Here is a 22,214-nt window from a genome sequence, read left to right on the forward strand (position 1 = left end):
TGTGTGTGTTGGTCCTTTCTGCCGCATCTTGTTCGTGGTGTTGTGTATTGGGTGCGGGTGTTTGTGGTTAATCGGCAGGGATGCGCGTGTAGCCGCCCCGCGCCAGGGAGTGGGCGGGGCGGCGCCCCCCCAAATCACTGGCGGATTACGGGCACACCGAGCCCAAGCGAGGTGCCGAGTGGTGGGGCAAGAGCCCTTTGGTTACTTTGGGCTGGGCCGGCATTCCGGCTTTTCCAAAGTGACCCGCCGTCAGGGCGGAACCCTAAGCGGCCGTTACCGCAGCAATGGATATGTACACAATCCAGCTGTGTTGACTGTCAGGCCGCCTTCGCGAGCAAGCCCGCTCCCACATTGAGATCGTGGGGTATCAGGTAGATAGGTGTCGGCTGTCAGGCCGCCATCGCAGGCAAGCCAGCTCCCACACTGGCCATGTAGTGCCCACAGGGATGAGTCGTTCGTCCTTCAGGCAGCTATGCCCTGGATGCGAAAACCCCAGCGCGGAAAATGCACATGCACGGTACCACCGCGTTCATCCGTGCGACGCAGGATCAGCTCTTCACGCCCAGCGAACAGCAACTCGCCAGCCACCGGATCAACGCCATAGTCGATAGCCGCAATGGTCACCTCCTGACCCACCTTAAAGCCGTTCAAATCCTCGAACACCTCATCCGGCAAAGGTGCCGGTGTAGCATTGCGGGCGATATCCAAAGCCTGCTCCGCGGTCATCTGACTGGCGGTTCCATGACCAAAACCCAACACCCGTCCCAGCCAGGCCAGCACGGCCGGATAAGCATCCACCAAAGGCGCGGTGACCGGCGTGGCCTTGAGGAACCAAAGCGAGTGGGCCAGGGCAAAGTCGGCAATCGACGGCGCGCCGAACAGGAAGTCGCCGCTCTCACGCTGCAACTGTTGCTCCAACCGCGTCATGATCGCCGGCCATTGATGCTTGGCCAGCTCAGCCGGCAGCTTGCTCGCCGTGCCGCCACTGAACAGCGCAGCGCGGTCAGCGATAAAGGCCTTGATGGCCTCGGGCGGTAACTTGCCAAAGCGCACCGCCACCGATTCGGGCTGGAACACCAGGCTGACGGCATGGGCGAATACCACGCTGTCGGCCCAGGTGGCGAAGGTCTGGGTGATCATTTCCTGGCCCAGCGGAAACAGGGCCGGTGAGGACTTTTCCTGCTCCAGGCGGCGAGCGATCAGGGCGGTGTCGCAATAGATATCCGCCCCCACCTGCAGCACCGGAGTTTTGCGGTAGCCGCCGGTCAAGGCCGTCAGGTCGGGCTTGGGCATCACCGGCGAAATGTTCACCGAATGCCAGGACAGGCCTTTGAAGCCCAGCAACAGCCGCGCTTTTTCCGCAAAGGGTGAGGTCGGATAATGGTGCAGGATGAGCTCAGACATACGGGTTTCCGCTTGGCGAGTGAGCGAGCAGATTACCGCGCAAACGGTCCTGGCTGCATGATGGGAACCTATCAGTCAGAGTGATGAGCCATTTGCGGCCAGGCATTCCTTGGCGCTCTTCTTCAACTTTTTGATCAGGCGTTCCTGACGCAGCGCCTCACCCTTGTTCGCGCATTGCTCGGTGTACACCAGCGCCACTGCCGGGCTGGACAGAAAAAACCGCGCGCCCTTGCCGCTTTGGTGCGAAGCGAACCGGCGTACCGGGTCGTTGCTGATGCCGCAATACAGCGCACCATTGGCGGCGCGCACCAGGTAGACATACCAAGGCTTGGGTTCAGGCGTACTCACGGACAGGTTCGGCAAGGCAAAAGGGGCGCGCAGTTTATCAACGACTGGCCTGGAATGCCTTCAGGCCTTTGTTCGCCTGGGCGCGTACGGCGTTGCGTACCAGCGGCGTCCAGCCCAACAGCAGGCCCTTGGTGCCCAACGCCTGGCGCGACCAGCGCCACAGGTCGAAGTGATCGTGGTGCTCGCAGATCTTGCCGTCGCGCAATACAAAGCGCGCCTGGATATCGTTGACCACCGTATTGCCGGTTGCACTGAACAGGTAGGTGGCCACCCAATGCGCACTGCCGGTGCGCTCGTCGCTGCGCACCTGGTCGAAGGTCAACGAAAAATCCTTGGCACGGGTGGTGAGCATGCGCCACATGTCCCCTGCGTCACGGCCTCGCAGTTCACCAAAGGCCGGGTCGCTGAACACCACGTCATCGCTGTAGCAGGCAACCATGGCCTCGGCATCCAGGCGCTGGAAGGCGCTATAGAATTGGCTGATCAGGGCGTTATGGGCATCACTCATGGGCAGGCTCCGCGGACGTCAAAAGAGTAGGCGCACGATAAGCCGCCCAAGCCGTCATGGCTACTGTCATTCGCCACGCAAATAAGCGCGCTACGGCGCTATCCCAGTACTGCGGGCGTAGGCGAACAAGTCAACGTCGGTGGAAATACTCAAGCGCTGCATCGCCGTGCTTTTCTGCTTGCTGATGGTGGAGATGCTGCGGTTGACCTGGGCGGCAATCTGGCTGACGGTCATGCCGCTGGCCAGCATGCGCACCACCTCGCGTTCCTTGCCAGACAACTGCGGCTCCTGGGATTGATCGCCAGTGCCGGCTTCCACCAGTTGTACCCGCAGGCATTCACTGGCGAAGGTCTGGCCAGCACACACCGCCTTGATCGCCAAGGGCAACTCCTTGGCCGAAGCACTTTTGGCGACCACTGCCCTGGCGCCGTGGGCAAAGGCTGCGCGTAACGTGGCGACGTTGGCGAACATGGTGACCAGTATCACCGGCAACTGCGGATACTGGCGCTGCAACAGGCCCAACAAGCAGTAGCCATCGGCCTGCTGGCCACCTGGCATGGCGAAGTCCGTGACCAGTACGTCGCACGGCGTGCGACTGAGCACGCCGAGTAACTGATCAGGACCATCGGCTTCACCGACCACTTTGCACTTGCCATTCGCCTCGATCACGACTTTCTGCCCGACCCGGACAATAGGGTGATCGTCAGCAATAATTACTCGAAGCATAGGCACCCACGAATGATGGCAACTTGAATCCGCGCAAAATACCTCTGCCTGCGATCATCAACAACTGCTAACAAAGAGGCACTTGCGGCCGAACCCAATGTTCAGTAGTGGCTGACTTTTGGACTACAACACAATAGGAAAATACCTACAGCCAAACTTAGACCAACGACCAGGTAAAACGCTCTGCAACAGCATTCTTCACAACTCAGACAGATACTCCAGATAAGCACACAGCCGTGCTTCAAACACTTCCAGTTGCGCCGTGTGCGTAGCGACACCCTCGGCCTGGACCTGCTCGATCAAGCGCACGGCACTGGTTTCCAACCCCGTGCCGCCCAGGAACACCAGGCTGCCCACCAGCCGATGCAGACGCTCGGCGGTCAATGGCGCGTTCAACGTCACACGGGCATGACGCAACACCCGCTGGTCTTCCCAGGCCTCCATCAACAGGGTTTCCAGCAACTGGTCGACGACCAGGTCGCTGCCAAACGTGGTCACAAGCGTGGCACGGGTGGGCCAGCTCGCCCCCGCCGCAGCAGCGTATGGCTCGACATAACAGCCATCGCCGCCCGGCAACCAGCGCACCAGCACGGCATGCAGTTGTTCAAGGGTCAGGGGTTTGAGCAGCCAGGCATCCATGCCGGCGTTGCGGCAACGTTGGGGGCTGTCGTTTTGTAGGTTGGCGGTCAAGGCAATGATGGGCACGCGCTTCACCCCCTGCTCGCGCTCATGCTGGCGAATCGCACGAGTCATGCTGTAACCGTCCATGAAGGGCATCCGGCAATCACTGATCACCAGGTCGAAGGGCCGGTTGGTAAAGGTGTCCAATCCCATGAAGCCATCGGTGACCAGCGCGTGTCCGAGCCCCAGTTTTTGCAACAGCCAACCCAGCAACAGGCGATAGGCTGAATGATCCTCCACGACCAGAACATTCAAGTACTGCCAATGGGGCGGGGGACAAAAAGGCGGTTTGACTGTCCGGCTCGCTCCTGCGGTTGAACCTCCTGGCGAACCCATCAGTACCTCTTCGTGGTGATTAATTCGGCAGCCATCCGCGGCACTGATACAGCAATGCCAGGCACACCCTTTTGATCGTTTTCGACTTTCAACCTATAACCTTTTGAATGGCTTCCAGCCGATACAACAACTACGAAAAACGCCGCGAAAATCTACCGTCCCGCACTGCGCTTACACCACAACCCGCCAATGTCGTATTAGTTGTATTTCCCCCTCGCAGCCCCCTCGCTAAATTGTGCCCACCCCAAAAGAGGGACGGATGGCCACTCCCCGGCACCGCAAAAAAACACTGAGACCGCCGCCACGCCAACCACTCGCCCACACAGGACCGAGCGCTGACCTGTACGCGTTTCTATCCGCCAGACTGCAATGGAACAATTGGAAATGAAGAACCCTGTATCCCTGTTGAGCAGTGCCCTGCTGCTCGCCATGACATCTTCAGTGTTCGCCGCCAGCAGTGTCGACCTGAGCGTCAAAGGGTTGATCACGCCCAGCGCTTGTACACCGAGCCTGCCGGGTGACGTCGACTTCGGAAAAATCGCGGCAAAAGACCTGAATATCGACACCAGCACCCCGCTTGAGCGCAAGACCCTGCCACTGAGCGTCAACTGCGATGCGGCAACGCTGTTTGCCATCCAGCCTATCGACAATCGAGCTGGCTCTGCGATTTATGGCTACTCCTTTGGCCTGGGCATGATCAACGAAAACCAGAAGCTGGGCATGTATCAGTTGGGTTTCAGCAACCCCGTCGCCGAAACCCCCTCCACGCTGCTGGCCATGTACAACGCCGACGGCCACTGGGTAACGCTGCTGCCTGACGACGGCATCGCGCCCAACGAGTTGGTGGCACTGGGCAGTCGTGGCGATAGCGGCTGGGCGCCGCACCCGATCAAGGACGCGATCATGGACGTCACGCTCTACACAGTGATCGCCCCCGCAAAAGGGCTGACATTGACCGACGAAGTCGCGATCGATGGTTCCGCGACGTTTGAAGTCAAATACCTGTAAATGGACGCCTCTCACATGAAAACCTGCATGCCCCTGCTCAGTAGTGCCCTGCTGCTCGTCATGTCCACGTCTGTGTTCGCCGCCAGTAGCGTCGATTTGACCGTCAAGGGCCTGATTACACCCAGCGCCTGTGCCCCTGGCCTTTCCAGCGGCGGCATCATCGACCACGGCAAAGTCGCGGCCAAGGATTTGAAACAGGACAACTGGACGTTGCTCGGCAACCACACCCTGCAACTGTCGATCGTCTGCGATGCGCCAACCCTGCTGGCCCTGAAGGGCACGGACAACAAGGGTGACGCCCCCGACCCCATGAACCGCTATGGCCTGGGCCTGGTCAGCGGCAAAAAATTGGGCGGGTACACACTGGTGCTCGGCAATCCGGTGGCTGACGGCGCGGCAATCACCCTGATCGAGTCGTCCGATAACGGCCTCACCTGGCGGGAGAGCTTCCCGGGCGACGTCTGGCCCATTACCTACCACGCCTCGTTTGGCGACCGTTCCTCCGGCAGTTGGGCACCCTCCCCGGTCCAGCAGGTCACGGCAGACCTGATGGTGCAAACCCTTATCGCCCCCACAGCCGGCATGGACCTGAGCACAGAAGTTCCGATCAACGGCTCCGCCACCCTTGAAGTGAAATACCTGTAACCGCCCCTCACCCACAGGACGTGCCCCATGGTTAGCCCCCTCACTACCCTCACCGCCACACTGTTGCTGATCGGCGCCGGCCCGGTATGGGCCGCCAGTAGCCAGGACCTGACGGTCAAAGGGGTCATCACCCCCAGTGCCTGCGCCCCCGTGGTCTCCGGCGGCGGTACCGTCGACTTCGGCAAGGTGTCGGTCAGAGACCTCAACGCCGACACCTACACCGACTTGCCCAGGGAAACCATGTTGTTGAGTGTGCGTTGCGAAGGGCCAACCATTTTTACCCTGAACACCATCGACAACCGTGCGGGCACTGCCGCCAGCCACTTCAGTTGGCATGGCCTGGGCATGACACCCAACGATGAAAAAGTCGGCGACGCCGGGCTTGGCCTGTATAGCCCGGTGGCCGATGGCGTACCGGTACGCACCATCACCTCCCGGGACGGCGGCGTGACCTGGATCCCCTCGGTGATGCTCAGCCATAGCTTGTTGACGGCCGTCGCCGACGGCGACGGCCTTGCACCGATCGCGATCCAGGCATTGGACGCGGAAATCCGCCTGATCACCCACATCGCCCCCGCCAGCAACCTGACGCTGACCGACGAAGTGCCCATCGACGGCCACGCCACTGTGCAAGTCAATTACCTCTAAGGAGCCCGCACCATGAAAACCCGCTTGACCACCCTGGCCGCCAGCCTGTTGCTGCTCAATTCGGCCGCCACCTTCGCCGCGTCCACCGTTGACCTGACCGTCAAAGGCCTGATCGTGCCCAGCGCCTGTACACCGAGCCTGTCCAGTGGTGGCGTGATCGACCATGGCAAGATTTCCGCCAAGGATCTGAAACCGGACAACCCGACAGTCATCGGCAACCATACCCTGATCCTGGCCGTCAATTGCGACGCGCCGATCCAGTTCGCCCTGCACTCGATCGATAACCGTGCGTCCTCGGGTATCGGTTCGAATTACGGCCTGGGCTTTGTCAATGACACCCAGAAGCTCGGGGGATACAACCTCACGCTGGAAAATCCACTGGCCGAGGATGGTGTAGTGGTGCAACCCATTGGATCGTACGACCAAGGTAATACCTGGTTTAAAGAAAAGTTCTGGGATTCGGGCATGTACATGTCGGTCGCCGCAATGGATGACGACAGCCAGCCGCTGCCTGTCAAAGACCTGCGGGTCGATCTGCAAGTACAGACCTTCATCATGGGCACTGCCGGCATGGACCTCAGCAATGAAGTGACCATCGACGGCTCAGCCACCCTTGAAGTGAAGTACCTGTAACCCATGGCCGCCCCTCCCTCGAACACCGGCAGGCATGGGCGGTGTCTGCCGTTGCCTGCGCACACGGCATTGGGGCGTACTTTGGCCATCGTGTTTGGCCTCGTCGCGATGACCGATGTTCACGGAATGTCGACCGTCGACCTCACGGTCACCGGACGGGTAACCCCGGATGCCTGCCATGTCGAGCTGACCCATGACGGCACCGTCGATCACGGCAAGATCCCTTCCCACAGCCTCAATGCCGATGAGTTCACCGTGCTGCCCATCCAGATGCTCGATCTGCATGTGCAGTGCGCCAGGCCCATACTGTTTGCGCTGGTGGGCATTGATAATCGCGCCGACTCATCGTCGGCCCCCGATTATTTCTACGGGCTGGGCAGGAACATCCACGCCCCCGAAGAGCGCCTGGGCTCCGTGGCGTTGGCCTATCGCAACGCGATGGGCGATGCGCAGCCCATGCAGGTACTGGCCTCCACCGACAGCGGCGAAACCTGGTCACAGGAGCCCAATGCCTACCCCCGCACCTACATGGCCTTTGCGCCAGTCGGGGATCGGCAACCGGACTTCATCGGCCAGTTGAACGTACAGCTTCAGGTGAGCACCGCTATCAACTTCTCGCAGTACCTGACCCTGGACCAGGAAGTCCCGCTCGACGGCGCCATCGTCCTGGACCTGCGTTACCTCTGACCGCCCCCTTTTTTTTGGCTAATGGAAACCCGTCATGACGACGACATTCTCAAACACCGCTGTCGGCCTGATTGCCTTGCTCCTGATACTCGGCGATCAGGCGAAAGCCGATGGCATGGTCCCGGACACCTCCGTGGTGATCGTGCACGAGGCTGAAGGCGAAGCGTCCGTGTCGGTGACCAACACCGACAGCCAACTCGCCCTGTTGCATGTGACGTTGCAGAACATTCCGGAAGACACCGAACCGCTGCTGGTGGTGACACCACCGCTGTCACGGGTGGAAGCGTCCAAGTCCCAGCTGGTGCGTTTCATTCTGCAAAACCAGCAACCGTTACTGACCCAGCGGCTTAAACGCGCAGTGTTCGAAGGCATGCCCCAGGGCCGCGCCGCCACCGCCGCCGGGCATGCCCGCGTGGGTGTGACCGTGCGCCAGAACCTGCCGGTGATCGTGCACCCCAAGGGCCTGGCGCCCAACCGCACGCCCTGGACCGACCTGACCTGGACACTGCGCGAAGGCCAGTTGCAGGTGCGTAACGACACGCCGTACGTGGTACGCCTGGCGCAGGAGCTGCAACTACTGCCCGGTGACGGCAAGGCGCTGCTGCCACGCACCTATGTGCTGCCCGGCGAAGCCTTGAGCGTGCCGGCCAGCAGCAGCCAGGCCAAGACGGTCAGGCTGCAGCCGGCCACGGTGTACGGGTTTGCGGTCAAGGCTTACGACGCACCGATCAGCTTCTGACAGAACACCCCAGGCGGCGTAGCCCCCTGCGCCGCCTGAGTAACGAAGTGACGGCTTAGTGATCGTCACCCGAACGCCCGGCCCACAAGGCCTGCGCGTTCACTACTCGAGTACCTTGCGTGAAAACAGTATTGAGTTACCGTGACGGCGAAGCCGTGCCCGCTCCCTCTGCCAGCCCTGCGCTGGTGTTGCTGCTGTGTGCGCTCATACCAACCCAGGTGTGCGCCGAAGATTCCAGCCCGTCCGGCTTCGATGCCCAGACCTTGCAACAACGTGGTATCGACCCACAGCTGGCCAGCCTGTTGTTGGCCGCACCGCGTTACGCGGCCGGGCAACATACCGTCAACCTGCGTGTCAACGGTCAGCGCCGTGGCCGGTTGGCGGTGAATTTCGATCAGCAGGGCAATCTGTGTTTCGACCGCGCCTTGCTGAACGCCGCCAATCTGGTGCCGCCCGGTGAAACCGAGGGCTGCCATGATTTTCTTGCGCGGTACCCGCAAACCTTGGTGGAGCCAGACCCGGCGACACTGACGGTATCGCTGGTGGTGCCCACCGAAGCCCTGCGCCCGGTACAACAGGATATCTCCGGCTATGAAACCGGCGGGTTTGCCGGCCTGATCAACTACGACCTCAGCGGCTTCTACAACCGCTTCGGCGATGACGCCAGCCGGTTTGGCTCGGCCAATACCGAGGTGGGTTTCAATGCCGGCGACTGGATCGTGCGCAGTCGTCAGGTGCAGACCTGGCAGGATGGCCTGTCACGCAGCACCCACTTGGAAGCCTATGCTCAACGCACCTTCGCCAGCCATCAGGCAGTGCTTCAGGCCGGGCAGGTCAATCTGTATAACCCGGTGCTGTCCGGCGCACAGATCACCGGGGTGCAAGTGCTCACCGAACACGCCCTTCAGGAGCAGGGCCAGGGTGCGCTGATCCAAGGTATCGCCAACAGTCCCGCACAGGTCGAAGTGCGGCAGAACGGTGCGTTGATTCACTCCACCGTGGTGCCTGCCGGCCCCTTTGCCCTGACCGATGTGCGCCGGTTGAACACGCGCTCGGATGTGGAGGTCACGGTCAAGGAAAGTGTCGGCGGTGAGCGACGCTTCACTGTGCCGGCGGCCATGCTGGGTCTCGGGTTGCCAGCGCCAGGTTACTCCGTGGCGGCGGGCCGGGTACGTAATGTCGGCGACGCCAAAGGGGATGATCCTTGGGTGGTCAGTGCCGGCTGGACAGGCACCCTGCATCCTCAAGTGACCCTGGGCAGCGGCGTGCTGGCGGCCAACGAATACCGCTCGGTGGGCGCCAGCCTGGGCTGGATGCCCTGGCTGGACAGTCAGATCCAACTGTCCACGCAAGTGTCCAACACCCAGGCGCGTGAAAAAGTCTCCGGTGTGCAAACCGATCTTTCCTGGTCCCAGCGCCTCAACGAACAGTGGTCATTCAGCGCCGCCAATTCCTGGCGCAGCCCCGGCTACCGCGAACTCGAAGAGAGCACCTACGAGCGCGACGACCGCAATCGCGCTTCACGCTACCGCGACCAGCAAAGCCTCAACCTGGGGTGGTCGCACCCAATACTGGGTGCATTCAGCGCCGGGGTTTCGCGCTCATCCAACTTCGCCGGCGACAGCAGCAGCCGCGCATTGGCATCCTGGGGCACCAGTATTGGCGCGGTGTCTTTGTCAGCCAGCGCCGAATGGCAAATGGGCGGCAGCCAGCAACAAGATAACGCGGTTTACCTCCACATCAGTGTGCCGCTGGGCGAGAGTCGCCGACTGCGCAGTTGGGTACGCAACTCCGGCGGCGAAAACCGCACCGGCATGGGCGTGACCGAACAGATCGACGACCAGCTCAGCTACCGGGTCAGCGCCGAACATGACAGCAGCGATCATCAGGTGGAAACCACCGTCGGCGTCTCGGCGTTGCCACGCTACAGCCAGCTCGACTTCAGCTACAGCCGCTCCGATGCCGAGCGCTCCAGTTATCAAGGGGGGGCACGCGGCGCAGTGGTGATGCACGGTGGCGGCGTGACCCTTTCCCCCTACCCGGTGCGCGACACCTTTGCCCTGGTGTCCGTCGGCGACATGAGCGGCATCAAGCTCAGTACCCCCAGCGGGCCGGTCTGGACCGATTGGCAAGGCCAGGCCGTGGTGCCGCAAGTGGCCGCGTACGGGCGCAGCCCGGTGGAAGTCCAGACCCGCTCGCTGCCGCGCAATGCCGATATCAACAACGGCCTGGCAATGATCTCGGCCGGACGCGGCGCGGTGGACAGGGTCGAGTTCGGCGTCGGTTTGACCCGCCGTGTGTTGCTCACCGTCAGTCACGACGACGGCTCGCCGCTGCCTGCGGGCGCCTCTGTCAGCAGTGCCAGTGGTGAGTTTGTGACCTTGGTGCAGGACGGCAGCCAGGTCTTTCTGCCCAACGTACTGGATCAAACGACGCTGTGGATAACCACACCCCAGGGAGGCCGTTGCCAGTTGCACTACCAACTGGCAGCCAAAGCCGACCCGTCGGTGTACTTCGAATCGGCTCCCGCACGTTGCCGCGTACCTTGAGGATTTCTGTCATGCCCCTTGCAACCTGTATGCGCTCACTCTGTATGTGGCTACTGCTCGGCATCGCCGGCACGGCCCAAGCCTTGGAAGAATGCCAACTGAACGTCAGCGAAGCTCAGGTTGATTTCGGTCTGATGAACCGTCTTGCGCAACACGACGGCGCGCCGGAACGCTTGCTCGGTGAGCGCCGCCTGAGCGTGAACGTCAACTGCCCCCAGGCCGAAGACCTCAGCCTCTTCTATCGGGCGCTGGCTGCCACCCCGCAGCGCCTGCAATTTACCGAACACGGCAGCTATGCCATCGAGGTCGGCAATGCCGTGCTCGACGGTCGCGCCGTTGAATTGGGCTTGCTGACCGCTGCCGGCCAGCCCCCCATGATGAGTGCAACGGTACTGGAGTGGCGCCCCGGGCACGGCATCGCACCGATTGAACAAGGTGCCGTGCTCATGGGCAAAACCCTTTCGTTGCAACTGACGCTACGCGCCTGGGCCGGTGTGGCGGCAATACAAGCCAGAGACGCAACTACCTGGGAAGTCTCTGGAATGCTGTACGGCGCAAGCCACGGCCGCTACCGGGAACTGACGCTGCGCGCGCACTTTGCGCCCGTTGCTTGCCTGCCGACACTGTCGGACCACGGCGTGGTCGACTATGGCACGTTGTACGCCAAGGACCTCAGCGCCACCAACGAAACACCCCTGCCCACCCGTACGCTGCGCCTGAACGTGAGCTGCGACGCGCCGATCCGCTTTGGCCTGCGCATGAAAGACAACCGCGACGGTTCGGCCACCGGCGGCACTGATGAAACGGCCTATGGACTGGACCTGGACGCCAGCCGTAACAAAATCGGGCGTTTTTATTTGACCATCGACCCGGGGGAATTCAGCGCCGATAGCTTTCCCACCTTGTACCGCACCGACTCCACCAGCAATGGCGTGGCGTGGAGCAGTTCCACCGCCCGGCAGATCCCCATGGCGGCCAACAGCCTGCTGGGTTTTACCGACAAGACGGGGGTCACCACCGGGCCGGTGTCCATCCAGACACTGACCGGCACGATGCGCATCAAGACGTATCTGGCGCCTATGCAAAGCCTGGATCTGCGTGATGTCGTGCGCATCAATGGGTCCGGCACTCTCGAAATTGTCTACTTGTAGGAGTTCGCATCATGAAAAGACACCTTCTTTGCAGCCTGCTTTTATGCGGCAGCGCCCAGGCACTGGCGGCCTCCACGGTTGACCTGAGCGTCCAGGGCCTGATCATTCCCGCCGCCTGCTTGCCACAACTCTCCAGCGGCGGCCTGATCGACTACGGCAAGATTGCCCAACAAGATCTGAACCTGGAGACCGCCACGCGCCTGCCTGTCAAGAACCTGCACATCGGCATTGCCTGCAACGGCCCCGTGCGCTATGCCTTGCGCATGGCTGACAACCGCGACGGCTCGGCCATGGTCAACAGCGAGATTTACTACGGGTTGGGGTTCGATAACAGCGGTAACCGCCTGGGAGTCTACTCCATGACCTTCGACCCTCGGCAGACGCAGGCTAGCAACACCGCACAGATCTACGGCACTGAATCCACCACCGGTGGCCTGGCGTGGCGAACCTCCAACCTCAACCCCATCGACATCGGCTCCAGGAGCTACCTGGGCTTCACGGACGTCGAGGGCAGCGTCAGCGGGCCCACGGCGATCGGTATCCTGGGAGGCATGGTGACGGTGCAGACCGTGATCAATGCGCGCAAGAATCTGGACTTGAGCGTAGAAACACCGCTCGATGGCTCGGCCACGCTGGAAGTGGTGTATCTCTAGACTTTCTCGCTGGTGACTTGCACATAGCGCGCACGGCCGGCGCCGAGGCCCGCGACGATAGCGCCCAGGCCGATCACGGCGAAGATCCAGCCGATAGCCGTCCAGCCGCCGGTCCAGTCATGTACCAGGCCGACCGCGAAAGGGCCGAGGGAGGCCAGGGTGTAGCCAATGCCTTGGGCCATGCTCGACAGGTTGGCCGCCACATGGGAATCGCGTGAACGCAACACGATCAGGGTCAGCGCCAGGCTGAACGTCCCGCCCTGCCCCAGGCCCAGCACAATCGCCCAACCCCACAGGCCATCCAGCGGCGCGTACAGGCACCCGAACAAGCCGCCGAGCGTCAACAGCATCACCACCACGATCGCTAGGCGCTGGTCCTTGCCCCGCGTCGCCAGCCACGGCGCGGCCAGGGAGCTGAGCAGTTGCACGATAATCGAGCCCGACAGCGCCAACCCGGCTTCGGTCGCGCTCAGGCCGCGGCCAATCAGGATCGACGGCAACCAGCCGAACACGATGTAGGCCAGTGACGACTGCAGGCCCATGTACAGGGTGACCTGCCAGGCCAGCGGATCGCGCAATAAACCCTTCACACGATAGGCCACACGATGGGCTCCGTGCTTCTGCCCAACCTGGGGCAACCAGACCAGGGCCGCCACCAGGGCCGGCAGGATCCAGAAGCCCAGGCCGATCTTCCAACTGTCGCCAAAGGCGTGGCTCAGTGGCACCGAGGCACCGGCCGCCATGGCGGCGCCCAAGCACAACGCCATGGTGTAGACACCGGTCATGGCGCCGGCCTGGCTGGCGAAATCGCGCTTGACGATACCCGGCAGCAACACGCCGATGATGCCAATGCTGGCACCTGCAACCAGGCTACCGAGGAACAACCCCACCTCACCGAACGAACTGCGCAGGATGATCCCCGCGGCCAGGGTCAGCAGGATGCCGAGCACCACGCGCTCGGCGCCGAAACGCCGGGCCAGCATCGGCGCGGTAGGTGCAAACAGGCCCAGGCACAGCACCGGCAAGGTGGTCAGTAAACCGGCCGTGGCGGCGGACAAGCCCAAACTGCTCGAAACCTCTGCCAGCAACGGCGACAGGCTCGACAAGGCCGGGCGCAGGTTCAAGGCCACCAACACCAGGCCCAGCAACAGCAGCCATGGCCGAACCACGCTCGGCTGCGCCTGCTGCACGCTGTCGTCGTCAGCTTCGGCGTCGATCAACAGTTCTTCGAGTTCGGTCTTGCGTGGGGCTTCAGGGTTCATTGATCAACTGCCGGCAGAGGGATTTGGCGCGGTCCGGGTCTTGTTGTTCCACCGCATCGAGTAGCGCTCCATGCAGGTCGAACACCGCCTGGCGTCGCGGTGAGCGGTTCAGGGTCTGGCGCAGCTGCGCGCCGACAATGGCGGAGAAGTAGTGGTACAGCTCGCTCAAGGCCGGGTTGTGCGCCGCATCCACCAAGTGCTGGTGGAAGATCAGGTCGGCACTGATATAGGCCTCCAGGTCACCGTGATAACGCTCGGCGCTGAGGTCGAGCGCCTTGCGCAATGCCGTAAGGTCCGCTTCGGTACGACGCAACGCAGCCAGGCCGATGGCCTCCACTTCCAGAATCTGGCGCGTCTCCTGCGCCTGCTCCAGCGTGCAATGAGACAGCGCCCGCATTGTGCCCAGCGGGTCGGTCATCGAGCGCAGGTAACTACCATCGCCCTGGCGAATGTCGATCAAGCCAGAGAAGACCAATACCCGCATGGCTTCACGCACGGTGTTACGGCTGATACCGAGCTCGGCGGACAGTTCGGGCTCAGTGGGCAGGCGCTCGCCGATGGCCCATACGCCTTGGGAGATGCGCAGGCGCAGTTGCTCCAGCGCTTGGTCGACCAGGGAGCGTTTGATCAGCGGGGCGATGTCTGTCATGGGTTTAGCGCTTTCGTCCAATCATAGGATGAATTTTCCTACAGGCTATTCGGAGTTGCCTACAAAGGCAACGCACTAGGGTTCTTAGGCAGGAAAAGGAGCAGTATTTTCGATTGGTAAAATTACCCTTAGAGGGTAATTATTGGACTCAGGTGTCTTATGGAAAAGTACACACCTCATTACGATTTGGCCCTGATCAAGGCGGATGTCAGGCGGCTTGGAAAACAAGCTTTTACCAAAACAGCACGCAACTGCGGGGAAAAGCTCGATCTGAGCATCACGCAAATGCAGGAGGTTGTTTACAAGCTAACGGGCAAGATGCTGTTTAAATCCATGACAAGTTATGGCGACCATTGCGTCTGGCAAGACGTTTATCACATTCACTCACATGGCCTGGAGATCTACATCAAGGTGACGTACCGCACGGACGGTAAACCTCCGGTGATCTCCTTCAAGGAGAGTAACCTATGAAAACAGAACAGTGCTTCAGCTGCGGCCAGCATGACGGAATGCGGCATTTTTCGGGTCGCAGCGAAACATCGGAAGTCAAAGGCTTGCACCGCCGAATCGACAACCTTTCAGGCTGGGAGTGCCAAAGTTGTGGTGAGGTGATCTTTGACCCTGAAGACGCGGACCGCTATTCAGATCACTGTGATGAGATGGTCTACAGCTTCAGACGAATGATCGGTAACGAGATAAAGCGCATTCGTCGCAAATTGCATCTTTCACAAAAGGACACTGTGCAACTGCTTTCCGGCGGCGGACATAACGCACTTTCACGTTACGAACGCGGTGAGCTGCTGGCGCCAAAATCCCTCGTCGTGCTTATGCGCTTGCTTGATCGCCACCCGCATCTGCTCGTTGATGCAAAAACCTTGAGTGAGGGTGCTGATATGCGTAACACCACGCATACAACCCACAAAGAACACGAGATCGCGACGACGCCCTGACTGAGGGCAAAAAACAAACCCGGCACCAGGCCGGGTTTATTTTTAACACTCCATCAATGCAGTATCTGGCTCAAGAACAACCGGGTCCGCTCATTCTGCGGGTTATCAAAGAAGTCATTCGGTGCCGCCTGTTCCACGATCTCGCCCTTGTCCATGAAGATCACGCGGTTGGCCACGGTGCGGGCGAAGCCCATTTCGTGGGTCACGCACAACATGGTCATGCCGTCTTCAGCCAGGCCGATCATGGTGTCCAGTACCTCTTTGACCATCTCCGGGTCCAGCGCCGACGTCGGCTCATCGAACAACATGATTTTGGGCTTCATGCACAGCGCGCGGGCAATCGCCACGCGCTGTTGCTGGCCACCTGAAAGCTGCCCGGGAAACTTGTGGGCCTGCTCCGGAATGCGCACACGCTCCAGGTAGTGCATGGCGATTTCCTCGGCCTTGCGCTTGGGCATCTTGCGCACCCACATCGGCGCCAGCGTGCAGTTTTGCAGGATGGTCAAATGCGGGAACAGGTTGAAGTGCTGGAACACCATGCCGACTTCACGGCGGATCGCTTCGATCTGCTTGAGGTCGTTGGTCAGCTCCACGCCATCGACCACAATGCGGCCCTGCTGGTGCTCTTCCAGGCGGTTGAGGCAGCGGATGGTGGTGGACTTGCCTGAGCCCGACGGGCCGCACAGCACGATACGCTCGCCCTGCTTGACGTTGAGGTTGATGTCTTTCAACACATGGAACTGGCCGTACCATTTGTTGACGCCCTGCATCTGGATAATGCCTTCAGGGCTCACAGGCTGTTTGATTGCTTCGCTCATCAAAAAACTCCTAACGCTTGTGGCCAGTGTCGAGCTTGCGTTCCAGATGCATGGAATAGCGCGACATACCAAAACAGAAAATCCAGAACACCAGGGCGGCGAACACGTAGCCTTCAGTGGCCATTCCCAGCCATTTGGGGTCGGCGGCGGCTTGCTTGACGCTGTTGAGCAGGTCGAACAGGCCGATGATGATCACAAGGCTGGTGTCCTTGAACAGGGCGATGAAGGTGTTGACGATCCCAGGGATCACCATCTTCAAGGCCTGCGGCAAGATCACCAGGCCCATGCTGCGCCAGTAGCCCAGGCCCATCGCCGCAGCGGCTTCGTATTGGCCCTTGGGAATCGCCTGCAAACCACCGCGCACCACTTCGGCCACATAGGCCGACTGGAACAGGATCACACCGATCAGCGCCCGCAGCAGCTTGTCGAAGTTCATGCCTTCAGGCAGGAACAGCGGCAGCATCACCGACGACATGAACAGCACGGTGATCAACGGCACGCCGCGCCAGAACTCGATGAAGGTCACGCAGACCACCCGAATGGCGGGCATGTTCGAACGCCGTCCCAGCGCCAGCACAATGCCCAGCGGCAAGGCGCCGGCAATGCCCACGGTGGCGATCACCAGGGTCAGCATCAGGCCGCCCCATTGGCTGGTCGCCACATTACTCAGGCCGAACACGCCGCCGTGCAGCAAGCAGTAGGCGATGATCGGGTACAACACCAGAAAGCCCAGGCCGTAGATCGCCTTGCGAGGGAAACGCGAGATGAACAACGGCGCCACGCCCACGATGGCCAGCCACACCGTCATGTCCACGCGCCAGCGCAGGTCGACGGGGTAGTAGCCATACATGAACTGCCCGAAGCGCTGTTGGATAAACACCCAGCAGGCGCCCTCCTTGGTGCAGTCGGCGCGGGTGGTGCCCACCCAGTTGGCATCGAGGATGGCCCAGTGCAGGATCGGTGGCACCACCAGGTACACCAGGTAGATCGCCAGCAAGGTCAGCAGTGTATTGAGCCAGCTCGAGAACAAGTTGGCGCGCATCCAGGCCACCGGCCCGAAGACTTTGCTCGGCGGTGGCATGTCAGGTTTGAACGTATGCGTAGTCATGGGTGTGTCCTCACCGCTCGATCAGCGCAATGCGCTTGTTGTACCAGTTCATCAGCAGGGAAATGCTGATGCTGATCGCCAGGTACACGCTCATGGTGATGGCAATGACTTCAATGGCCTGGCCGGTCTGGTTGAGCACCGTGCCGGCAAACAGCGAAACCATTTCCGGATAACCGATACCGGCGGCCAACGACGAGTTTTTCGCCAGGTTCAGGTATTGGCTGGTCAGCGGCGGAATGATCACGCGCAGCGCTTGCGGGATGATGACCTTGCGCAGCGTCGGCCCCGGACGCAGGCCTAGTGAACGTGCCGCTTCGGTCTGGCCATGGCTGACGGACTTGATGCCCGAGCGCACGATCTCCGCAATAAACGCCGCCGTGTACACAGTCAACGCCAGGGTCAACGCCAACAACTCTGGGATCAGCACCCAGCCACCGACGAAGTTGAAGCCCGCAAGCTTGGGCATTTCCCAATGCAGCGGCGTGCCGAAGATCAACACGCACAACGTCGGGATTACCACCAGCAGCGCCAGGCCCGCCCAGAATTTATGGAAGGGAACCCCCGTCGCCTCAAAGCGCTTGTTGGCCCAGCGGGTCATCAGCACGATGGCAACGATGGCGACCACCAGGCTGGCGACAAACGGCCAGAACCCGTCGGAGGCCAGCGCTGCCGGCATGTTCAGGCCACGGCTGCTGACAAAGAAGGTGTCACCGAAGTTATGGCTGTTGCGCGGCCCTGGCATGGTCAGGAACACCGCGAAGTACCAGAACAGGATCTGCAACAGCGGCGGAATATTGCGGAACACCTCCACGTACACCGTCGCCAGCTTGTTGATCATCCAGTTAGGCGACAAGCGCGCCACGCCGATGATGAAGCCGAGCAGGGTTGCCAGCACCACACCGATGACGGTCACCAGCAAAGTGTTGAGCAGGCCGATGACAAACACCCGGGCATAGCTGTCCGATTCGGTGTAGTCGATCAAGTGCTGCGCGATGCCGAAGCCGGCACTGCGCTCAAGAAAGTCGAAACCCGAGGTGATGCCCCGGTGTTGCAGGTTGGTCTGGGTGTTATGGAACAGGTACCAGCCCAGCGAGACCACCGCCACGATCGTGATGATCTGGAACAGCCACGCACGCACTTTGGGGTCGCTGAAGCTGAGCTTCTGCTTGGGTGCGCCGATTTTATTTTGCATGAAGTGCCCCGAAAATAATGGAACAGAACATCACCCGGCAGTTGGCCTACCGGGTGACAGAACCATCAGCGATCAGCGCACAGGGGGTGCGTATTGAATGCCGCCGTTGTTCCACAGGGCGTTCAGGCCACGGTCGATTTCCAGCGGCGTGCTCTTGCCCAGGTTGCGCTCGAACATCTCGCCGTAGTTACCCACTTGCTTGACGATCTGTACCACCCAGTCCTTCTTCACTTTCAGGTCTTTGCCGTATTCGCCGTCAGCACCGAGCAGACGCGCAACGTCCGGGTTCTTGGTGGCCTTGGCTTCAGCTTCGACGTTCTTGGAGGTCACACCGGCCTCTTCAGCGTTGAGCATGGCGTAGCCCACCCAGCGCACGATGGCCAGCCACTCGTCGTCGCCATTACGCACGACCGGGCCCAGGGGTTCCTTGGAAATGGTTTCCGGCAGCACCACGTAGTCTTTCGGCGAAGCCAGCTTGCTGCGCTGGGCGAACAGCTGGGATTTGTCGGACGTCAGTACGTCGCAACGCCCGGATTCCAGCGACTTGGCGCTTTCATCGGAAGTGTCGAAGGTGATCGGGGTGTATTTGAGGTTGTTGGCGCGGAAGTAGTCGGAAACGTTCAGCTCGGTGGTGGTACCGGCCTGGATGCAGATGGTTGCACCGTCCAGTTCCTTCGCGCTCTTGACGCCCAGCTTGTTGTTCACCAGAAAGCCGATGCCGTCATAGTAGGTAATGAAGCCCGGGAATTTCAGGCCCATGCCCGCGTCGCGGGAGCTGGTCATGGTGGTGTTGCGCGACAGGATGTCGACTTCGCCTGACTGAAGCGCGGTGAAACGCTCCTTGGCGTTCAACTGGCTGAACTTGACCTTGGTGGCATCGCCAAACACGGCAGCCGCCACAGCGCGGCAATAGTCAGCGTCGATCCCGAGGATCTTGCCGCTGGCATCCGGCACCGAGAAACCCGGCAGGCCGTCACTCACACCGCACTGCACAAAGCCTTTTTTCTGCACGGCGTCCAGGGTGGCACCCGCCTGGGCAAAACCACTGACACCCAGTACAGCCGCCGCAGTGAAGATGGCCAGGGTGGATTTCAATACCTTCATTACAAACCTCCAATTGCTCTTGTTGTGTCGGAGCTCCAACCTCAGCGCACCCTTATGAGGCGATATCGACCCGTGTTGGTTTTTTTTGGGGCCAAGCAGCATGAGGTTTTTGCGGTAATTGCAGTTGCTTTCCCACGAGCGGCACTCACTGATAGTGTTACCGTCCTAGGAGAGTTCTGACATCGAGATACACATAGCAAGGCGCGTACCAGAGTCTTGGCCGAGTGGCTGCAACTGCGCTTCAATGGCAAAAGATTCAGCCTTGCGACATTCTCTTAACAGATCAACCTGTCGCGCACCGTTCCGACGCACCTCATCGGAGCGCCCGCACATCTATGGAGCAGACATGACCGAACCCTTGATTCTTCAGCCCGCCAAGCCAGCAGACGCCTGCGTTATCTGGCTGCATGGCCTGGGCGCCGATCGCTACGACTTCCTGCCGGTGGCCGAAGCGCTGCAGGAAACCTTGCTGAGCACCCGCTTTGTTTTGCCCCAGGCCCCCACGCGCCCGGTGACGATTAATGGCGGCTACGAGATGCCGAGCTGGTACGACATCAAGGCCATGAGCCCGGCCCGTTCGATCAGCCTGGAAGAACTGGAAACGTCGGCAAAAATGGTTACGGACCTGATCGAGACACAACAGAGAACCGGAATAGACACCTCGCGAATTTTCCTCGCCGGTTTTTCTCAAGGTGGCGCGGTGGTCTTCCACACCGCGTTTAAGAAATGGGAGGGCCCCTTGGGCGGTGTGATCGCCCTCTCCACCTATGCGCCCACCTTCGATAATGAGCTGGAATTATCCGCCAGCCAGCAACGCATCCCCACGCTGTGCCTGCACGGCCAGTACGACGAAGTGGTACAAAACGCCATGGGCCGCAGCGCCTACGAGCATTTGAAGGGCCGTGGTGTCACCGTGACATGGCAGGAATACCCAATGGGCCACGAAGTGTTACCCCAAGAGATACACGATATTGGCACCTGGCTGACTGAACGCCTGCGCTGAACCCCGTGTTTATGTAGCCGTATGGCAGACGCACTACGCCGCGCTCGATTCTTGCATTACACTGGCCGGCGTACATTCCTTAACCAATTAATGAGATGACCGTGCTCAAAGCACTCAAGAAGATGTTCGGCAAAAGCGAGGCTGAGCCGCTCGCGCCTGTTCCCAGTGCTCCTGCCCCCAAGCCCGGCAACCGCAATGACGGTCAACAGCCCGGCCGGAACGCACCCGCCGCCTCACCGAGCAAAACCACGGTGACGCCGCCTGAACAGGTAAAGCCTGCCGAGCCCGCCCCGACGCCTGTGGCCAAGCCCCGTCGCGAACGTGCGCCCAAGCCGCCCGTGACCCCCTGGAAACTCGAAGACTTCGTCGTCGAACCCCAGGAAGGCAAGACCCGCTTCCACGATTTCAAACTGGCCCCGGAACTGATGCACGCCATCCAGGACCTGGGTTTCCCGTACTGCACGCCGATCCAGGCGCAAGTGCTGGGCTTCACCCTCGCGGGCAAAGACGCCATCGGCCGCGCCCAGACCGGCACCGGCAAGACCGCCGCGTTCCTGATCTCGATCATCACCCAACTGCTGCAAACGCCGCCGCCCAAAGAGCGTTACATGGGTGAACCGCGTGCGCTGATCATCGCCCCAACCCGTGAGCTGGTGGTGCAGATCGCCAAGGACGCCGCCGACCTGACCAAGTACACCGGCCTCAACGTCATGACGTTCGTGGGCGGCATGGACTTCGACAAGCAGCTCAAGCACCTTGAAGCCCGCCATTGCGACATCCTCGTCGCCACCCCGGGCCGCCTGCTCGACTTCAACCAGCGCGGCGACGTGCACTTGGACATGGTCGAAGTGATGGTGCTGGACGAAGCCGACCGCATGCTCGACATGGGCTTTATCCCACAAGTACGCCAGATCATTCGCCAGACCCCGCCGAAAACCGAGCGCCAGACCCTGCTGTTCTCCGCGACTTTCACCGAAGACGTGATGAACCTCGCCAAGCAGTGGACCACAGACCCGTCCATCGTCGAGATCGAAGCACTCAACGTCGCCAGCGAAAACGTCGAGCAGCATATCTACGCCGTCGCCGGTGCCGACAAGTACAAGCTGCTCTACAACCTGGTCAACGATAACGGCTGGGAGCGCGTAATGGTGTTCGCCAACCGCAAGGACGAAGTGCGCCGCATCGAAGAACGCCTGGTGCGCGACGGCGTCAACGCCGCGCAACTGTCGGGCGACGTGCCGCAGCACAAGCGCATCAAGACCCTGGAAGGCTTCCGTGAAGGCAAGATCCGCGTGCTGGTAGCCACCGACGTGGCCGGTCGTGGTATTCACATCGACGGCATCAGCCACGTGATCAATTTCACCCTGCCGGAAGTACCGGACGATTATGTACACCGTATCAGTCGTACCAAA

Annotated in this window: 24 protein-coding genes; 13 read left to right on the forward strand and 11 right to left on the reverse strand. The window is 60.9% G+C overall.

Translation table 11 applies throughout. From position 1 onward, the window contains the following. Positions 1-462 precede the first annotated feature (462 nt). The 5 genes from BMH52_RS22875 to BMH52_RS22895 form a co-directional block, all read right to left on the reverse strand. Positions 463-1,404: a glutathione S-transferase family protein gene (locus BMH52_RS22875; protein ID WP_057710978.1), complete on the reverse strand. Its 942-nt coding sequence runs from the start codon at positions 1,402-1,404 to the stop codon at positions 463-465. A gap of 75 nt (positions 1,405-1,479) precedes the next feature. Continuing rightward, positions 1,480-1,752, reverse strand: coding sequence for a GIY-YIG nuclease family protein (locus BMH52_RS22880; protein ID WP_003188786.1), 273 nt, complete (start codon positions 1,750-1,752; stop codon positions 1,480-1,482). A gap of 37 nt (positions 1,753-1,789) precedes the next feature. Beyond that, positions 1,790-2,260 (reverse strand): nuclear transport factor 2 family protein, encoded by a 471-nt coding sequence (locus BMH52_RS22885; protein WP_003188784.1) that lies wholly within the window; start codon positions 2,258-2,260, stop codon positions 1,790-1,792. 90 nt (positions 2,261-2,350) lie between these two features. Next, positions 2,351-2,986 (reverse strand): response regulator transcription factor, encoded by a 636-nt coding sequence (locus BMH52_RS22890; protein WP_034135870.1) that lies wholly within the window; start codon positions 2,984-2,986, stop codon positions 2,351-2,353. 198 nt (positions 2,987-3,184) lie between these two features. Beyond that, positions 3,185-4,003, reverse strand: a complete 819-nt coding sequence (locus BMH52_RS22895) for a response regulator (RefSeq protein ID WP_073845146.1) — start codon at positions 4,001-4,003, stop codon at positions 3,185-3,187. A gap of 384 nt (positions 4,004-4,387) precedes the next feature. On the opposite strand from BMH52_RS22895, the gene BMH52_RS22900 reads away from it, so the two are divergent. The 9 genes from BMH52_RS22900 (at position 4,388) to BMH52_RS22940 (ending at position 12,716) form a co-directional block, all read left to right on the forward strand. Then, positions 4,388-5,011, forward strand: a complete 624-nt coding sequence (locus BMH52_RS22900) for a DUF1120 domain-containing protein (RefSeq protein WP_003188778.1) — start codon at positions 4,388-4,390, stop codon at positions 5,009-5,011. Between the two features lie 15 nt (positions 5,012-5,026). After that, positions 5,027-5,656 (forward strand): DUF1120 domain-containing protein, encoded by a 630-nt coding sequence (locus tag BMH52_RS22905; protein WP_003188776.1) that lies wholly within the window; start codon positions 5,027-5,029, stop codon positions 5,654-5,656. Positions 5,657-5,683: 27 nt separating this feature from the next. Further along, the gene (locus BMH52_RS22910) at positions 5,684-6,304 is read left to right on the forward strand and encodes a DUF1120 domain-containing protein (protein WP_034135874.1); all 621 of its coding nucleotides are present in this window, start codon (positions 5,684-5,686) and stop codon (positions 6,302-6,304) included. A 12-nt stretch (positions 6,305-6,316) separates the two neighbouring features. Then, the gene (locus tag BMH52_RS22915) at positions 6,317-6,937 is read left to right on the forward strand and encodes a DUF1120 domain-containing protein (RefSeq protein ID WP_072434216.1); all 621 of its coding nucleotides are present in this window, start codon (positions 6,317-6,319) and stop codon (positions 6,935-6,937) included. A gap of 108 nt (positions 6,938-7,045) precedes the next feature. Continuing rightward, positions 7,046-7,624 carry a DUF1120 domain-containing protein gene (locus BMH52_RS22920; protein WP_371914255.1) on the forward strand — a complete coding sequence of 193 codons (579 nt, stop codon included), beginning with the start codon at positions 7,046-7,048 and terminating at the stop codon, positions 7,622-7,624. Positions 7,625-7,658: 34 nt separating this feature from the next. Further along, the gene (locus BMH52_RS22925; protein ID WP_073845148.1) at positions 7,659-8,363 is read left to right on the forward strand and encodes a fimbria/pilus chaperone family protein; all 705 of its coding nucleotides are present in this window, start codon (positions 7,659-7,661) and stop codon (positions 8,361-8,363) included. Positions 8,364-8,482: 119 nt separating this feature from the next. Beyond that, positions 8,483-10,912 carry a fimbria/pilus outer membrane usher protein gene (locus BMH52_RS22930; RefSeq protein ID WP_177345104.1) on the forward strand — a complete coding sequence of 810 codons (2,430 nt, stop codon included), beginning with the start codon at positions 8,483-8,485 and terminating at the stop codon, positions 10,910-10,912. Positions 10,913-10,923: 11 nt separating this feature from the next. Continuing rightward, on the forward strand, positions 10,924-12,063 hold the full coding sequence (locus tag BMH52_RS22935) for a DUF1120 domain-containing protein (protein ID WP_371915700.1): 1,140 nt from the start codon (positions 10,924-10,926) through the stop codon (positions 12,061-12,063). A gap of 11 nt (positions 12,064-12,074) precedes the next feature. Then, on the forward strand, positions 12,075-12,716 hold the full coding sequence (locus BMH52_RS22940) for a DUF1120 domain-containing protein (RefSeq protein ID WP_020301231.1): 642 nt from the start codon (positions 12,075-12,077) through the stop codon (positions 12,714-12,716). On the opposite strand, the gene BMH52_RS22945 is transcribed toward BMH52_RS22940, so the two are convergent. Together BMH52_RS22945 and BMH52_RS22950 are read right to left on the reverse strand one after the other, a co-directional pair. Then, entirely contained in the window at positions 12,713-13,978 is a 1,266-nt protein-coding gene (locus BMH52_RS22945; RefSeq protein WP_032903337.1) for a CynX/NimT family MFS transporter, read from the reverse strand. The two genes, BMH52_RS22940 and BMH52_RS22945, sit on opposite strands and share 4 nt — an antisense overlap. Continuing rightward, positions 13,968-14,627 (reverse strand): FadR/GntR family transcriptional regulator, encoded by a 660-nt coding sequence (locus tag BMH52_RS22950; protein WP_032903338.1) that lies wholly within the window; start codon positions 14,625-14,627, stop codon positions 13,968-13,970. Before BMH52_RS22950 ends, BMH52_RS22945 begins: the two co-directional genes overlap by 11 nt. 159 nt (positions 14,628-14,786) lie before the next feature. Between BMH52_RS22950 and BMH52_RS22955 the strand changes: the two genes are divergently transcribed. Both BMH52_RS22955 and BMH52_RS22960 read left to right on the forward strand, forming a co-directional pair. After that, positions 14,787-15,098 (forward strand): type II toxin-antitoxin system MqsR family toxin, encoded by a 312-nt coding sequence (locus BMH52_RS22955; RefSeq protein WP_019817631.1) that lies wholly within the window; start codon positions 14,787-14,789, stop codon positions 15,096-15,098. Further along, positions 15,095-15,577 carry a type II toxin-antitoxin system MqsA family antitoxin gene (locus BMH52_RS22960; RefSeq protein WP_014717023.1) on the forward strand — a complete coding sequence of 161 codons (483 nt, stop codon included), beginning with the start codon at positions 15,095-15,097 and terminating at the stop codon, positions 15,575-15,577. Before BMH52_RS22955 ends, BMH52_RS22960 begins: the two co-directional genes overlap by 4 nt. Positions 15,578-15,630: 53 nt before the next feature. On the opposite strand, the gene BMH52_RS22965 is transcribed toward BMH52_RS22960, so the two are convergent. The 4 genes from BMH52_RS22965 to BMH52_RS22980 all read right to left on the reverse strand — a co-directional run bounded on the left by BMH52_RS22965 (position 15,631) and on the right by BMH52_RS22980 (position 19,799). Next, positions 15,631-16,395: an amino acid ABC transporter ATP-binding protein gene (locus tag BMH52_RS22965; protein ID WP_003188759.1), complete on the reverse strand. Its 765-nt coding sequence runs from the start codon at positions 16,393-16,395 to the stop codon at positions 15,631-15,633. A gap of 10 nt (positions 16,396-16,405) precedes the next feature. Further along, positions 16,406-17,503, reverse strand: coding sequence for an amino acid ABC transporter permease (locus BMH52_RS22970; RefSeq protein WP_014717022.1), 1,098 nt, complete (start codon positions 17,501-17,503; stop codon positions 16,406-16,408). 10 nt (positions 17,504-17,513) lie between these two features. Further along, positions 17,514-18,695, reverse strand: a complete 1,182-nt coding sequence (locus BMH52_RS22975; protein ID WP_020301232.1) for an amino acid ABC transporter permease — start codon at positions 18,693-18,695, stop codon at positions 17,514-17,516. Positions 18,696-18,767: 72 nt separating this feature from the next. After that, entirely contained in the window at positions 18,768-19,799 is a 1,032-nt protein-coding gene (locus tag BMH52_RS22980; protein ID WP_003188756.1) for an amino acid ABC transporter substrate-binding protein, read from the reverse strand. Between the two features lie 346 nt (positions 19,800-20,145). Here BMH52_RS22980 and BMH52_RS22985 point away from each other — a divergent pair, with 346 nt between their 5' ends. Continuing rightward, positions 20,146-20,802, forward strand: coding sequence for an alpha/beta hydrolase (locus BMH52_RS22985; protein WP_073845154.1), 657 nt, complete (start codon positions 20,146-20,148; stop codon positions 20,800-20,802). 95 nt (positions 20,803-20,897) lie between these two features. Then, positions 20,898-22,214: ATP-dependent RNA helicase RhlB (rhlB, locus tag BMH52_RS22990; protein WP_073845156.1), on the forward strand; the 1,317-nt coding region annotated here is incomplete at its 3' end.

It is taken from the genome of Pseudomonas sp. BTN1, from assembly GCF_001907715.1.
GTDB lineage: Bacteria > Pseudomonadota > Gammaproteobacteria > Pseudomonadales > Pseudomonadaceae > Aquipseudomonas > Aquipseudomonas paracarnis.